The 14,633-nt window shown below is 69.7% G+C and carries 14 protein-coding genes and 1 riboswitch; of the genes, 8 read left to right on the top strand and 6 right to left on the bottom strand.

Annotation, left to right across the window (positions count from 1 at the left end):
- Window positions 1-48: 48 nt before the first annotated feature.
- Window positions 49-729 (bottom strand): TetR/AcrR family transcriptional regulator, encoded by a 681-nt coding sequence (locus BM109_RS24295; protein ID WP_177239444.1) that lies wholly within the window; start codon window positions 727-729, stop codon window positions 49-51.
- 161 nt (window positions 730-890) lie between these two features.
- Between BM109_RS24295 and BM109_RS24290 the strand changes: the two genes are divergently transcribed.
- The gene (locus BM109_RS24290) at window positions 891-1,961 is read left to right on the top strand and encodes an asparaginase (protein WP_093348292.1); all 1,071 of its coding nucleotides are present in this window, start codon (window positions 891-893) and stop codon (window positions 1,959-1,961) included.
- A gap of 78 nt (window positions 1,962-2,039) precedes the next feature.
- Here the strand turns inward: BM109_RS24290 and BM109_RS24285 are convergent, their stop codons facing one another.
- Genes BM109_RS24285 through BM109_RS24275 form a run of 3 tightly spaced genes read right to left on the bottom strand, consistent with a single transcriptional unit; the run spans window position 2,040 to window position 4,712 of the window.
- Complete coding sequence (locus tag BM109_RS24285) at window positions 2,040-2,897, bottom strand: phosphatase PAP2 family protein (protein ID WP_093348421.1); 858 nt, start codon at window positions 2,895-2,897, stop codon at window positions 2,040-2,042.
- Between the two features lie 10 nt (window positions 2,898-2,907).
- On the bottom strand, window positions 2,908-3,726 hold the full coding sequence (locus BM109_RS24280; protein WP_093348290.1) for a metallophosphoesterase family protein: 819 nt from the start codon (window positions 3,724-3,726) through the stop codon (window positions 2,908-2,910).
- On the bottom strand, window positions 3,723-4,712 hold the full coding sequence (locus tag BM109_RS24275) for a diacylglycerol/lipid kinase family protein (protein WP_093348288.1): 990 nt from the start codon (window positions 4,710-4,712) through the stop codon (window positions 3,723-3,725). Before BM109_RS24275 ends, BM109_RS24280 begins: the two co-directional genes overlap by 4 nt.
- 274 nt (window positions 4,713-4,986) lie before the next feature.
- Between BM109_RS24275 and glyQ the strand changes: the two genes are divergently transcribed.
- The 7 genes from glyQ to BM109_RS24240 are packed head-to-tail and all read left to right on the top strand — an operon-like array spanning window position 4,987 to window position 11,386.
- Window positions 4,987-5,910 carry a glycine--tRNA ligase subunit alpha gene (gene glyQ / locus BM109_RS24270; RefSeq protein WP_093348286.1) on the top strand — a complete coding sequence of 308 codons (924 nt, stop codon included), beginning with the start codon at window positions 4,987-4,989 and terminating at the stop codon, window positions 5,908-5,910.
- 15 nt (window positions 5,911-5,925) lie between these two features.
- Window positions 5,926-8,058 (top strand): glycine--tRNA ligase subunit beta, encoded by a 2,133-nt coding sequence (gene glyS / locus BM109_RS24265; RefSeq protein ID WP_093348283.1) that lies wholly within the window; start codon window positions 5,926-5,928, stop codon window positions 8,056-8,058.
- A gap of 27 nt (window positions 8,059-8,085) precedes the next feature.
- A complete protein-coding gene (locus BM109_RS24260; protein ID WP_093348280.1) occupies window positions 8,086-8,415 on the top strand; it encodes a hypothetical protein in 330 nt (109 codons plus the stop codon).
- Window positions 8,412-8,948 carry a DUF6036 family nucleotidyltransferase gene (locus tag BM109_RS24255; RefSeq protein ID WP_093348278.1) on the top strand — a complete coding sequence of 179 codons (537 nt, stop codon included), beginning with the start codon at window positions 8,412-8,414 and terminating at the stop codon, window positions 8,946-8,948. Before BM109_RS24260 ends, BM109_RS24255 begins: the two co-directional genes overlap by 4 nt.
- On the top strand, window positions 8,945-9,526 hold the full coding sequence (gmhB, locus tag BM109_RS24250; RefSeq protein WP_093348275.1) for a D-glycero-beta-D-manno-heptose 1,7-bisphosphate 7-phosphatase: 582 nt from the start codon (window positions 8,945-8,947) through the stop codon (window positions 9,524-9,526). The genes BM109_RS24255 and gmhB overlap by 4 nt, the downstream gene beginning before the upstream one ends.
- On the top strand, window positions 9,526-10,320 hold the full coding sequence (locus BM109_RS24245) for a lysophospholipid acyltransferase family protein (protein ID WP_093348273.1): 795 nt from the start codon (window positions 9,526-9,528) through the stop codon (window positions 10,318-10,320). The genes gmhB and BM109_RS24245 overlap by 1 nt, the downstream gene beginning before the upstream one ends.
- Before the next feature lie 58 nt (window positions 10,321-10,378).
- The gene (locus BM109_RS24240; protein WP_177239443.1) at window positions 10,379-11,386 is read left to right on the top strand and encodes a M48 family metallopeptidase; all 1,008 of its coding nucleotides are present in this window, start codon (window positions 10,379-10,381) and stop codon (window positions 11,384-11,386) included.
- Window positions 11,387-12,018: 632 nt separating this feature from the next.
- Here BM109_RS24240 and thiC read toward each other — a convergent pair.
- Both thiC and BM109_RS24225 read right to left on the bottom strand, forming a co-directional pair.
- The gene (gene thiC / locus BM109_RS24230) at window positions 12,019-13,899 is read right to left on the bottom strand and encodes a phosphomethylpyrimidine synthase ThiC (RefSeq protein WP_093348270.1); all 1,881 of its coding nucleotides are present in this window, start codon (window positions 13,897-13,899) and stop codon (window positions 12,019-12,021) included.
- Window positions 13,900-13,985: 86 nt separating this feature from the next.
- Window positions 13,986-14,091, bottom strand: a riboswitch (TPP riboswitch).
- Window positions 14,092-14,158: 67 nt separating this feature from the next.
- A complete protein-coding gene (locus BM109_RS24225) occupies window positions 14,159-14,605 on the bottom strand; it encodes a YchJ family protein (protein WP_093348268.1) in 447 nt (148 codons plus the stop codon).
- Window positions 14,606-14,633: the final 28 nt, after the last annotated feature.

The raw sequence follows: 14,633 nt of genomic DNA, 5'->3' as shown, positions 1-14,633 counted from the left end.
GCCGGTGCGGTCTGGCGGGAGAGGAAAGCGCCCGGGCGGCGCGGGTGGCTAGCTCGCGCGGATGCCGCAGCCGGCCAGCACGAAGGCCACCAGCTCGCGTGCGATCGGCTCGCGGTCGATCGGCGCGTCGGGCGGCAGGCCCAGCATCACGCGCGTCTGGATCGCGTAGTCGGCGTAGCTCTGGGTCATGGCCCAGACGTGCATCAGCAGGATGCGCGCATCGAGCGGGCGCATCTGGCCGCGCGCGATCCAGCCGTTGATGATGTCGACCTTCTTCTGCGTCCAGGCGCGCGCATTGGGCCAGTAGCGATCGAGGTTGCGGCCGCCGTCGAGGATCTCGCGCGTGAAGATGCGCGACATCTCGGGGCTGTCGATCGCATGGTCGAGCTTCTTGCGGATGTAGTCGCCCAGCACCGTCGCCGGGTCGCTCGCGTCCTCGAACGAGAACACCACCTTCCACGCATGCAGCACCTGCATCAGCAGTTCTTCGTACAGCTCTTCCTTGCCGACGATGTAGTAGTGCAGCTGCGGCTTGGTGAGGCCGGCGCGTGCCGCGATGGCCTGGGTCGAGGTTCCCTTGAGGCCATGCAGGCTGAACTCCGCGATCGCCGCGGCGCGGATCGCCGCCATGATGCGTTCGCGGCCCGGGCGCGCGCGCGACAGCGGCCCGTCGGGCGCGGGCATTTCCTGGGCGGTCGAGACGGGAAGGGCGGCGGAATCGGCGTTCATGGCGAGGGAGTGGCGCGGCGTGCGCGCGGTCGATGGTAATCCTTGCGTCCCCACGGCCGCATGACCGCATGCCATGCCGGCATGGCCGCGCCGAGCAGCCGGGCATGGTTCATGTATCTTCTCGCCGCCTCGAAAAATTCATTCAACACAAGGAGTTCTCCATGTACCTTTCCCCTCGCTTCAGGGCCCTCGCGGCCGGTGCCGCGATGCTGGCGGCCAGCGCGCTCGCGCAGGCGCAGCAGGCGCTCCCCAACGTGGTGATCCTGGCCACCGGCGGCACCATCGCGGGCGCCGGCGCCTCGGCCGTCAACAGCGCCACCTACGCGGCCGCCAAGGTCGGTGTCGAGAAGCTGATCGCGGGCCTGCCCGAGCTCTCCAAGGTCGCCAACGTGCGCGGCGAACAGGTGTTCCAGGTCGCGTCCGAGAGCCTCACCAACGACAACCTGCTCACGCTCGCCAAGCGCGTGTCGGCGCTGTCGAAGCAAAGCGACGTCGACGGCATCGTGATCACGCACGGCACCGACACGCTCGAAGAAACCGCCTACTTCCTGACCCTGACCGTGCACACGTCCAAGCCGATCGTGGTGGTCGGTTCGATGCGTCCGGGCACCGCGCTGTCGGCCGACGGCGCGCTCAACCTGTACGACGCCGTGACGGTGGCCGGCAGCAAGGACGCCGCGGGCAAGGGCGTGCTGGTGACGATGGGCGACAACATCGACACCGGCCGCGACGTGAGCAAGAGCGTGAACATCAAGACCAGCGCCTTCTCGAGCCAGTGGGGCCCGCTGGGCATGGTGGTCGAGGGCAAGAACTACTGGTTCCGCGCGCCCGTGAAGCGCCACACCATGAACTCGGAGTTCGACATCGACCAGATCAACGCGCTGCCGCCGGTCGAGATCGCCATGGGCTACGAGGGCGTGTCCTCGACCGCCATCGACGCGCTCGCCAAGAGCGGCATCAAGGCGCTGATCCATGGCGGCACCGGCAACGGCTCGGTCGCCGACCGCATCGTGCCGAACCTGCAGAAGGTGCGCGCCGACGGCATCGTCGTCATCCGCAGCTCGCGCGTGCCCGACGGCTTCGTGATCCGCAATGCCGAGCAGCCCGACGACAAGTACGACTGGGTGGTGGCGCACGACCTGCGCCCGCAGAAGGCGCGCATCCTCGCGATGGTCGCGCTGACGAAGACCAGCGACACCAAGGAACTGCAGCGCATCTTCTGGGAATACTGATCCCTCGATCCGCGCCGGTCCCCGGGGCCGCGCTCCTTCCGCAGGGAAGGGCGCGGCCCTTTTTCTTTCGCGGCGGGCTCAGCGCGCGAGCCGCCGCTGGCGATGCCGCGCGAACTCCAGCCCGCCCACGCACACCAGCAGCCAGGCCAGCCCGGTCAGCAGGCCCGCCACCACGTCGCTCGCGAAGTGCACCTGCAGGAAGATCCGGCTGCAGGCGATGGTGACGATCGCGGCGGCGCCGGCCATCGCCGCCGCCACGTGCCAGCGCGGCGGCAGCAGGCGCAGCGCGAGATAGACCAGCATGCCGTAGCTCACGATCGCGCCCGCGCTGTGGCCGCTCGGGAAGCTGTAGCTGGTCTCGTGCGCCAGGCCGTGGTCGTGCAGCGGCCGGGCGCGCGCGAAGATCTGCTTGAGCGCCGGGTTCAGCAGCACGATCCCCAGCAGCGCCATCGACCAGCCGAGCGCCAGGCCGCGATGGGCGCGGTGCCACAGCAGCAGCGCCACCAGCACCGCCACCGGCGCCAAGGTGGCGAAGTCGCCGAGCCGCGTGAGCCAGCTGAACGCGAGGATCACGCCGTGCGGCATGTGCTGCGCGATCGCATCGGTCAGTGCCTGGTCGGCCAGGCCCAGCGTGCGGCCGTCGCCGAGGTTGGAGGCGATCCAGGCGAACAGGCTCGAGGCGCCGAGGATCGCCGCGAAGCCGAGCACCAGCGCGAGCACCAGCCGCGGTTCGTCGGGCTCTTCCTCGGCGGCCAGCGCGAGCCGGCGGCGCTGCGCCATCCAGCAGGCCAGGCCGGCGATCAGAACCGAGGCCAGCAGCAGCGAGAGGAAGCCGCCCAGCGCATGGGCGCCGAGCTGTTCGGCATGCGCGACGAGGGCGGGTGGGTGGGGGAGGGGAGCGGAAGGAAGGGAAGGGACGGGGACTGCCGATGACATGCGGCGCACCCTAAAGCGGCGCCGCTGCGCTGGCAAGCGAAAGCCTTACGGCGTCCGCGAGCACGAAGGCCTGGCGCTCGGCCGCATAGTCCCAGCGCTCGACCGCGCAGGCGCGCGCGCCGTCGTCGCGCCGCACCACGTTGACCGAGTTCGGATGTCCCGCGCGCACGCGCCACGACACGGCCGTGCCCGCCTGCACCGCCCACATCGGCCGCGGGCAATCGACGAAGCACTCGTGCAGCGGCAGCACGAAGGGCAGGTGGATGTGGCCGCCGAGCACCAGGTCGGCGCCGGCCGCTGCCCAGCGCGCCACCGCGGCCTCGCCGCCGTGCAGCCGGTTGCCGATGTCCTCGCGCCGCGTCACCGCCACCGGCTGGTGCGTGACCACCACGCGCAGCTGCGACGGCGCCGCCGCGGCCAGCCGACGCGCCACGCGCTCAACCTGCGCGCGCGACACCTCGCCGTCCTCGTGGCGCCAGCGGCGCGTGGTCTTGACGCCGATCGCCAGCCAGCCGGGCGTGTCGACCACCGGCTCGAGCTCGTCGCCGAAGGCCTCGCTGTAGCGGCCATAGGGCGCGAAGGCGCGCGCCGCGAGCTGGAACAGCGGGATGTCGTGATTGCCCGGGATCGCCAGCAGTGCCCGCGGCGCCAGCCGGTCGACGAAGGCGCGCGCGGCCGCGAACTGCGCGCGCGTGGCGCGCTGCGTGATGTCGCCCGACAGCACCAGCAGCTCGGGCGCGAGCTCGCGCGCCAGCCGCTCGAGTGCCGCCAGCACCGGCGGCTGCTCGGTGCCGAAGTGCGGGTCGGAAACCTGCAGCAACACGCTCATTGCTTGGCCGCCTCGAGCTCGGGCGCCACGTCGGGCCGTACCAGCCACAGCGGCTCGGGCGAGACGCGGAACAGCAGCGGCATCTCGGCCCAGCCGATCTCGCCGTCGGTCGCCACCTTCACGCGCCGCGGGCCGCGGCTGCCCGCGCGGCCGATGCGCACCGTCATCGATTCGAAGGGAAAGCTCAGCACCTCGTCGGCCTCGCCGAGCCGCCCGAGCGCGCCGCGCAGCAGCAGCCCCGGCATCGACAGCAGGCCATGCGGCTTGAGCGCCACCGCGGCCAGCTGCCCCTGCTCGGGCGCGTCGGCATGCTCGATGCCGATCTGCAGCAGCTGCAGCGGGTTGTTGCCGACGAACAGCGTGGGCGTGCGGATCGCGCGCTCCTGGCCGCGCCAGCCCATGCGCAGGTCGAGCGTGCGGTGGCCGCGCAGCACGGTCAGCAGGCCGGCGCCGAGCGCGATCAGGCGGTTGCGCCCGTAGCGCGACTTGTAGTGCTCGCGCTCCTCGAGCAGCTGGGCATACAGGCCCAGGCTGGCGTTGACCAGGAAGGCGCGGTCGTTGAGCAGCCCGACCTGCACCGGCCGCGGCGGATGGGTCAGCAGCACCTCGAGCGCCTGCGCGGTGTCGCGCGGAATGCCGTGGGCGCGGCTGAAGTAGTTGAAGGTGCCTTGCGGCAGCACGCCGAAGGCGCAGCCGCTGCCCAGCGTGGCCTGGGCCACGGCGTTGATCGTGCCGTCGCCGCCCGCGGCCACCACCACGCCGCCGGCGGCGCGCGCGCGCTCCACCGCCTCGCGCGCCAGCGCGCGCAGGCTGCCGGGGCCGTCGTCGGCGCTGCCGCGGTCGACCGTGAAGATGCGCAGCCGGCGGTCGGCCGCGGCGCAGCCTTCCTCGATGACCTGGCGGGCCTGGACGGCGTCCTCGCTGCCGGAGGCGGCATTGAGCACGATGAAGAGCGGGGTGTTCGGGCCGGTCTCGGGCACTGGCATGGGGCGTGTGGGGCTGGGGGCTCGTGGGGGAGGGACGTCGGATCGGCGTGGCGGGCGGGCGTTCCCGGCCCGCATGAAAAGCGCCGGCCGCGGGGCCGTCGGAAGACGATGGCCCGCGCGGACCCCGGTTTGTCGCACGGCCCGTGTCCGCTGCGTGGCAGGCACCTTCCCGACCCGCTGTGGGAGAGTTGCCCTCCGCCCGTAAAATCGCGGGCTTTCGCGGCGCACCGCCGCGCTTTCGTCCAACGCCCGGCCGCGCCGGCCGGCACCCTTCATGTTGACCTTCCAGCAAATCATTCTCAAATTGCAGTCGTACTGGGCCGACAAGGGCTGCGCGCTGCTGCAACCGTACGACATGGAAGTGGGCGCGGGCACCTCGCACACCGCCACCTTCCTGCGCGCGCTCGGCCCCGAGCCCTGGAAGGCCGCCTACGTGCAGCCCAGCCGCCGCCCCAAGGACGGCCGCTACGGCGAGAACCCCAACCGCGGCCAGCACTACTACCAGTACCAGGTCGTGCTCAAGCCCGCGCCCGCGAACATCCTCGAGCTCTACCTCGGCAGCCTCGAGGCGCTGGGCTTCGACCTCAAGAAGAACGACATCCGCTTCGTCGAGGACGACTGGGAGAACCCCACGCTCGGCGCCTGGGGCCTGGGCTGGGAGGTCTGGCTCAACGGCATGGAGGTGACGCAGTTCACCTACTTCCAGCAGGTCGGCGGCATCGACTGCAAGCCGATCACCGGCGAGATCACCTACGGTCTCGAGCGCCTGGCCATGTACCTGCAGGGCGTGGAGAACATGTACGACCTGGTGTGGACCGAAGGCCACGGCGGCGCCAAGCTCAGCTACGGCGACGTGTTCAAGCAGAACGAGGTCGAACAGTCGGCCTACAACTTCGAGCACTCCGATGCCGAGTTCCTGTTCACCGCCTTCGCCGCGCACGAGAAGCAGGCGAAGCACCTGATGGCCGAGCAGCTCGCGCTGCCGGCCTACGAGCAGGTGCTCAAGGCCGCGCACAGCTTCAACCTGCTCGACGCGCGCGGCGCGATCAGCGTGACCGAACGCGCGGCCTACATCGGCCGCATCCGCAACCTCGCGCGCAGCGTGGCGCAGAGCTACTACGACAGCCGGGAACGGCTGGGCTTCCCGATGGCACCGCGCGAATGGGTCGCGCAGATCGCACCGAAGAAGGCCGCCTGAGCGATGACGACCCCCATGAACAAGACCTCCCTGCTGGTTGAACTGTTTGTCGAAGAACTGCCGCCGAAGGCACTGAAGAAGCTCGGCGAGGCCTTCGCGGGCGTGCTGCGCGAACAGCTCGTGGCCCAGGGCCTGGCCGAGGCCGGCTCGGTGCTCACGCCCTTCGCCTCGCCGCGCCGCCTGGCCGCGCACCTCACGCACGTGGCCGAGCGCGCCGCCGACAAGGCCGTCTCGCAGAAGCTGATGCCCGTGGCCGTGGGGCTCGATGCCTCGGGCCAGCCCACGCCCGCGCTGCTCAAGCGCCTGGGCGCGCTCGGCGCCGACGCCTCGGCCGTGCCCGGCCTCAAGCGCGCCATGGACGGCAAGGCCGAAGCCCTGTTCTACGAGAGCACCGCCAAGGGCGCCACGCTGGCCGAAGGCCTGCAGAAGGCACTGGCCGAAGCCATCGCCAAGCTGCCGATTCCCAAGGTCATGAGCTACCAGCTCGAGAGCGGCTGCGAGCTGCCGGGCTGGACCAGCGTGAGCTTCGTGCGCCCCGCGCACGGCCTGGTCGCGCTGCATGGCGATGCCGTGGTGCCCGTCGAGGCGCTGGGCCTCCAGGCCGGCCGCGAAACGCACGGCCACCGCTTCGAGGCCGCGGTCGATCCCGTGGTGCTGCGCAACGCCGACAGCTATGCGCTGCAGCTGCAGGACGAGGGCGCGGTGATCGCGAGCTTCGAGGCGCGCCGCGCCGAGATCGCGCGCCAGCTCGCCGCGGCCGCGGTCCAGGTCGGCGGCGGCTCGGTGCCGATCCACGACGACGCGCTGCTCGACGAGGTCACGGCGCTGGTCGAACGGCCCAACGTGCTGGTCTGCAGCTTCGAGCGCGAGTTTCTCGAGGTGCCGCAGGAATGCCTGATCCTCACGATGAAGGCGAACCAGAAGTACTTCCCGCTGCTCGACGCGTCGAGCAGGCTCACCAACCGGTTCCTGGTCGTCAGCAACATCAGCCCCGACGACGCCAGTGCCGTCATCGGCGGCAACGAGCGCGTGGTGCGCCCGCGCCTGGCCGACGCCAAGTTCTTCTTCGACCAGGACCGCAAGAAGACGCTGGCCTCGCGCGTCGCGTCGCTGGGCAAGGTGGTCTATCACAACAAGCTCGGCACCCAGGGCGAGCGCGTGGAACGCGTGATGCGCATCGCGCGCGCCATCGCCGACCAGCTGGGCAATGCCGAGGTGGCGCGCCAGGCCGTGCAGGCCGCCCAGCTGGCCAAGGCCGACCTCGTGACCGACATGGTCGGCGAGTTCCCCGAGCTGCAGGGCATCATGGGCCGCTACTACGCGCAGCACGACGGCCTCGACGCGGCCGTGGCCGATGCCATCGAGGACCACTACAAGCCGCGCTTCGCGGGCGACGAACTGCCGCGCAACAGCGTCGGCCTGGTGGTCGCGCTGGCCGACAAGCTCGAGACCCTGGTCGGCATGTTCGGCATCGGCAACCTGCCCACCGGCGACCGCGATCCGTTCGCGCTGCGCCGCCATGCGCTCGGCACCATCCGCATGCTGATCGAGAAGAACCTGCCGCTGGACCTCGACGCGCTGCTGGCCGAGGCCGCCGCGCAGTTCAAGGACATCGCTGGTTTCGATGCCTCCAAGGCCACGGTCGAACTGCAGGACTTCATCCTCGACCGTCTCGCCGGCAGCCTGCGCGAGCAGGGCGCCAGCGCGCAGGAAGTCGATGCCGTGCTGGCCCCGCGCCCGCAGCGCCTGGGCCAGGTGCCCCAGCTGCTCGCGGCCGTGCGCGCCTTCGCCGTGCTGCCCGCCGCCGCCGCGCTGGCCGCGGCCAACAAGCGCATCGGCAACATCCTCAAGAAGGCCCCCGAGGCCGATGCCCACGTCAGCGAGCTGCTGCTGCAGGAGCCCGCCGAGAAGGCACTGCATGCCGCCATGGCGCAGGTGGTGCCCGCCGCCAACGCCCAGTTCGATGCCGGCGACTACACCGCCTCGCTGCAGACCCTGGCGGCGCTGCGCGAACCGGTCGACGCCTTCTTCGACGGCGTGATGGTCAATGCCGAGCAGGCCGACCTGCGGCTCAACCGGCTGGGGCTGCTGATGTCGCTGCATGCCGCGATGAACCGCGTGGCGCAGCTCGAGCGGCTGGCTGTCTGAAGACCGTCGCTCGATAATCGATCGCGCATGAACCGGCAACAGCAACTGGATCAGTTCTCCCTCGCCCTGCACCAGCGGGCGGTGGCGGTGCTGCGCCAGGAGCCCGCGTTGCGCGAGCAGGCCCGCCGCACCCTCGAACGCTGGCGTCAGCAGTCGGGTCCCACGCGCTCCGACGTGCTGTGGGACGAGTGGGAGCGTCTTCTCGCCGGCGATGCCGACGTGCTCGAAGATGCCGCGCTCGTCGAGTCCGAGCATGGACAGCTCATGCGCAGCGTGTCGCCGCTCGGCGGTCTCGTCTCGCAGGTCGAACGAATGGCATTGCTCAAGCAGGCGCGCGAGCAGGCCGCGACCCCATGAAGCTCGAAGAACTGCAGCACGTGTTGCGCGCTTCCGCGGCGATCTCGAAAGAAAGTTCTTTTGTGGTCGTCGGCAGCCAGGCCGTGCTGCTGCTGCTCGATCAACCGCCCGAGTCGCTGCTGGTGTCGCGCGAAATCGATCTCTACCCCGCACTGCATCCGGAACGCGCCGACCTGATCGACGGGGCGATCGGCATGCACTCGAGCTTTCACGAGACCTTCGGTTATTTCGCCGACGGTGTCGGGCCCGAGACCGCCGTCATGCCCGGCGACTGGATGAGTCGCGCCAGCCTGCACTACGTCGGCGAGATCACCGCCATCTGCCCGGAACTGCACGACCTGGTCGTTTCCAAGTGCGTGGCCGGTCGCGAGAAGGACGCCGATTTCGTTCGCGAGCTGTTGAAGCAGGACCTGGTATCGCTCGACACGCTGGTGCAGCGCATCGGCATGCTGGACGCGGCGAAGTACCCGCTGCCGCATCTGGTCGCCTGGGTGAAGCGGCGCAAGCTGGAGTCGGAAGGAACACCTCCATGAAACTCGTGATCCTCGACCGCAACGGCACGATCAACGTGCACCGCGAAGACTTCGTGAAGAGCGATACCGAGTGGACGCCGCTGCCCGGTGCGCTCGAGGCCGTGGCGCGGCTCAACCATGCGGGCTGGCACGTGGTGATCGCGTCGAACCAGTCGGGCCTGGGGCGCGGCCTGTTCGACATGGCCTCGCTCAACTCGATGCACGCCAAGATGCACAAGATGCTCGCGGCCGTGGGCGGGCGCGTCGATGCGGTGTTCTATTGCCCGCACAGCCCCGACGAGGACTGCGAATGCCGCAAGCCCAAGCCGGGCCTGTTCCAGCAGATCGGCGACCGCTTCGGCATCGACCTGGCGGGCGTGCCCACCGCGGGCGACAGCCTGCGCGACCTGCAGGCCGGCGCGGCCGCCGGCTGCGAACCGCACCTGCTGCTGACCGGCATGGGCGCGGCCTGCCGCGGCTTCGATCCGCTGCCTCCCGAATATCCGGCGGACACGAGGGTGCACGAAGACCTCGCCGCTTTCGTCGACTTTTTGCTCGCGCGCGAGGCGCGGGCCGAATCCATGCAGGTGGCTCTCTGATGGCGTTGCTCCGTTCCGTTCTCCACGCGCTGTGGATGTTCGTCACCGTCGTCCCCTGGGCGATCATCATGCTGGTGTGCTCGATCTGGATGCGCGGCATACCGCTGTACTGGATGGCGGCGCGCTGGCTCTCCTGGGCCGTCGGCAGCGGCGCGCGTGCGCTGCTGGGCATCCGGCTGCGCGTGAGCGGCATGGAGAACCTGCCGGCCGACAAGCTCGCGGGCGCGATCCTGCTGGTCAAGCACCAGTCCACGCTCGAGACCTTCCTGATGCCCACGCTGATGCCGCATCCGCTGGCCTACGTGTTCAAGAAGGAGCTGCTCTACGTGCCCTTCTTCGGCTGGGCCATGGGCCGGCTCGACATGATCCACATCGACCGCAGCCAGCGCGCCCAGGCCTTCAACAAGGTGGTGAGCCAGGGCCGCAAGCTGCTCGCGCAGGGCATCTGGATCATCATGTTCCCCGAGGGCACGCGCATCCCGCGCGGCCAGAAGGGCACCTACAAGAGCGGCGGCACGCGCCTGGCCTGCGAGACCGGCGTGCCCGTGATCCCGATCGCCGTGACCTCGGCCAAGGTCTGGCCGCGCAAGGCCTTCGTCAAGCGCGCCGGCGTGGTCGACGTGTCGATCGGCGTGCCGATCTCGAGCGCGGGCCGCAAGCCCGACGAACTGATGCGCGAGGTCGAGGCCTGGATCGAGGCCGAGATGCATCGCCTCGATTCCGAGGCGTACCGCGATGCCGATGCCACCGGTGGCGTGGCCGGCAGCAGCGCCACGGTCGAGAAGGCGGGTTGAAGGCGCGCGCGTCTTCGGCCGTCGTCCCTTCCTTGTCGTCCATCATCGGGAACCACGCATGCGGGAGCTGATGCAGCTGGCGCTGGACCTGTTCGGCGATGGCGCCGCGGCCGCGCCGCCACCGCCCGCCGCGCCGCGCGGCCGCAAGAGCCCGGGCCCGGCGCGGCCACGCACGCGCCAGCCCGGCAGCCTCGTGCCCGACGCGCTGCCGTTCGTGGTGCCGCCGGTGGTGGCCGTGCCCACCCCCACGGTGCCGCTGGTCGAGGACACGCGGCCGGCCGTGCCGTTGGCCGACACCCTGACGCCCGCGAGCTTCGTGCATCCGCAGGCATCGCGCGAGCTGATGCTGGGCGCGGCGCGCGTCGCCTACGAGTTCAAGCGCGGCAAGCGCCGCACCATCGGTTTCGTCGTCGGCGCCGAGGGCCTGTCGGTGCGCGCGCCGCGCTGGGTCGCGCTGCGCGACGTCGATGCCGCCGTCCGCGAGAAGAGCGACTGGATCCTGCGCAAGCTCGCCGAGACCCAGCAGCGCCACGCGCGCGTCGAGGCCACGCGCATCGACTGGAAGGACGGCGCGGGCTTTCCCTTCCTCGGCGAACCGGTGGTGGTGCGGCTCGATCCGAAGCATGGCTTCGAGGGCGTGGGCGGTGCGCTCGATGCGGGCGACGGCACCGGTCCGCGGCTGCTGCGCCTGGCGGTGGCGCAGAACGCCGAGCCGGCGCAGATCCGCGATGCGGCGCAGGCCTGGTTGATGCGGCAGGCACGCAAGCTGTTCATCGAGCGGCTCGATCACTTTGCGCCGCTGCTGGGGGTGCGGTGGGCGAAGCTGTCGTTGTCGAATGCGGCGACGCGGTGGGGGAGTGCGAGTGCGGATGGGTCGATTCGGCTGAACTGGCGGTTGATCCACTTTCGGTTGTCTGTGGTCGATTACGTGGTGGCGCATGAGTTGGCGCATCTGCGGGTGATGGATCACTCGCATCGGTTCTGGGAGACGGTGGAGAGCGTGGTGCCTGACTACGATGTGTTGAGGCAGCAGTTGAAGGATGAGGCTGTGCCTCGGTGGGGTTGAGCTTTTTGTTTAGGCTGTTGGCCGGGTCTCGCCCCGGCGGGCGAGTCACTTTCTTTTGCTTCGCCAAAAGAAAGTAACCAAAGAAAAGGCGACCCACTGTCTGCGACCCTCCGCTTCGCTGCGGGCAACCTGCGGTGCTCGCGTTTCGCGGGGTCTCGCAGAACTCGCTCCACTGCGTTCCGCTCAAACAGCTGCGAGCCCTTATCCGCGAAACGCTGCGCTCCTCGGCGCAGCCAGAGGGGTGGTTCGGGCCGTCGCTGCGCTCGGCCACCAAGACCCAACGGGCCGTCGCTTCGCTCGGCCTCGAAAGAAGACCCGGAGCGAAAGCATTCCTGCACCCCACACAAGGACGCGCCACGGCGCGTTGACTCTAGTCCCCTCTGGCTGTGCCGAGGAGCGCAGGAGAAAGCGGGATAAGGGCCGCAGCTGTTTGAGCGAAGCGAGTTCTGCGGACCCCCGCTTTCTCCGAGCACCGCAGGTTGCCCGTAGCGAAGCGGAGGGACACAGACAGTGGGGTCGCCTTTCTTTGCTTACTTTCTTTGGCGAGACAAAGAAAGTAAGTCGCCCGCCGGGGCGAGACCCGGCCAACGACCTAACCAACAGGCAAGAAGGCGACAACAAAAAGCAGCCCGTCAGACAGCCCGAATAGGGATATACATCTCCCCCCCACCCGCCACAAACTCCTTCGACTTCTCCTCCATCCCCTTCTCCACAGCCAACGCCTCGGCCACCCCCTTCGCAGCCGCATACTCCCGCACCTCCTGCGTGATCTTCATCGAGCAGAACTTCGGCCCGCACATCGAACAGAAGTGCGCCACCTTGCTCGAATCCTTCGGCAGCGTCTCGTCGTGGAATTCGCGCGCCGTATCCGGATCGAGCCCCAGGTTGAACTGGTCCTGCCAGCGGAACTCGAAGCGCGCCTTGCTCAGCGCATCGTCGCGCGAGCGCGCCCCCGGGTGCCCCTTCGCCACGTCCGCCGCATGCGCCGCGATCTTGTAGGCAATGATCCCCTGCTTCACGTCGTCGCGGTCGGGCAGCCCCAGGTGCTCCTTCGGCGTCACGTAGCACAGCATCGCCGTGCCGGCCCAGCCGATCATCGCCGCGCCGATCGCGCTCGCGATGTGGTCGTAGCCCGGCGCGATGTCGATCGTCAGCGGGCCCAGCGTGTAGAACGGCGCCTCGTGGCAGTGCTTGAGCTGCTCGTCCATGTTCGACTGGATCATGTGCATCGGCACGTGGCCCGGGCCTTCGATCATGGTCTGCACGTCGTGCTTCCAGGCGATCTGCGTGAGCTCGCCGAGGGTACGCAGCTCGGCGAACTGCGCCTCGTCGTTGGCATCGGCACCGCTGCCGGGGCGCAGGCCGTCGCCGAGCGAGAAGCTCACGTCGTAGGCCTTCATGATGTCGCAGATGTCCTCGAAGTGCGTGTAGAGGAAGCTCTCCTTGTGATGCGCGATGCACCACTTCGCCATGATCGAGCCGCCGCGCGAGACGATGCCGGTCATGCGGTCGGCCGTCAGGTGGATGAACGGCAGCCGCAGGCCGGCGTGGATGGTGAAGTAGTCCACGCCCTGCTCGGCCTGCTCGATCAGCGTGTCGCGGTAGATCTCCCAGGTCAGGTCCTCGGCCACGCCGCCCACCTTCTCGAGCGCCTGGTAGATCGGCACGGTGCCGATGGGCACGGGGCTGTTGCGCACGATCCAGTCGCGCGTGGTGTGGATGTTCTTGCCGGTCGACAGGTCCATCACGTTGTCGGCGCCCCAGCGGATCGCCCACACCAGCTTCTCCACCTCTTCCTCGATGCTCGAGGTCACGGCCGAGTTGCCGATGTTGGCGTTGATCTTCACCTTGAAGTTGCGCCCGATCGCCATCGGCTCCACCTCGGGGTGGTTGATGTTGGCGGGAATGATCGCGCGGCCGCGCGCCACCTCGTCGCGCACGAACTCGGGCGTGATGATGCGCGGGATGCTCGCGCCCATGGGGTTGCCGGCCACGCGCTTCGCGCGCTCCTCGTTGGCGAGGTACTCGGCCATCCACTCGCGCTTGCCGTTCTCGCGCAGCGCCACGTACTCCATCTCGGGCGTGACGATGCCGCGGCGCGCGTAGTGCATCTGCGTGACGTTGGCGCCCGACTTCGCGCGGCGCGGCGTGCGCTGCAGCGCCGAGGCGCCGGCGCGCAGCTCGGCCAGGCGCTGGGCATCGCGGTCCTCGTTCTTCGCGCCGTCGTCGAGCGCATGGTGCGTGCGCCCCTCGTAGCTCTCGGTGTCGCCGCGTTCGGCGACCCAGGCACCGCGCACGTCGGGCAGGCCACGGCGCACGTCGATCTCGACCTTCGGGTCGGTGTAGGGGCCCGAGGTGTCGTAGAGCGACACGGTCTCGCCGTTGGTGAGCTTCACGTCGCGCACCGGCACGAACAGGTCGGGCCTGCTGCCGGGGATAACGCACTTGTGCGACGCGGGGAAGGGCTCGCGCGTGAGCGAGAGCAGGGTGGTGAACTTGTCGGGGGCATTCATGCAGGGCACTCCTTGTGGATGGAAAGGGTGCTCCGCAATCGCTCGGTGGGCTGTGGGCGCCGTCTCGGGTGGAGGGACGGACCGAAGCCAGGGAGTGCAGCTCTTCTTACGCCGGTATGACCCGGATCAAGTTCGCGGGTCGGCAGCTTTGCCATCTCAGCACGCCACATGCGTGCACCCCGGAGCGGGGCCGATTGTGCGAGCGCCGGCCCTCGCCGTCAACCGCCCGCGTCAAGACGGCGCGCTTTCGCGCCGGGCTTCAGGCGCGCGCCTGCAGGTCGCCGTCGACGTAGTACCAGCGCGACAGGCCCTCGGCATCGGACTCGCGCACGAAGCGGCTGCGCTCGTGCAGCCGAGAAGCCGTGCCCGAGGCGCCGCGCTGGCGCGCGACGAACTCGACCTCGGCATGGTCGGCATCGCTCATCGAGCGGCCGCGCACGTCGAGCCCGAGCCAGCGCACGTCCGGCTCGAAGTCGAGCGAGGCCGGCCGCGTGCTCGCGTGCCAGGTGCCGAGCAGGTACTCGGCACGCTCGCGCACGAAGGCCGTATAGCGCGAACGCATCAGCGATTCGGCATCGGGCGCGGGGGTGTGCTCGAAGTCGTCGAGGTAGCGGCCGCAGCACATCGCGTAGGCGATGGGCTTGTCGCGGCGGTCGGTACGGCCGCAGGGGCAGGGTGCGGTGGAGGGATCGGGAACGCTGGGCATGGAGGCCCCTATTGGAACACCGTGCGGG

Origin of the sequence: Variovorax sp. PDC80, from assembly GCF_900115375.1 — a bacterium.
Lineage (GTDB): Bacteria > Pseudomonadota > Gammaproteobacteria > Burkholderiales > Burkholderiaceae_C > Variovorax.
The sequence above is the reverse complement of the archived record's forward strand: the minus strand, read 5'-3'. Positions and strand labels throughout refer to the sequence as shown.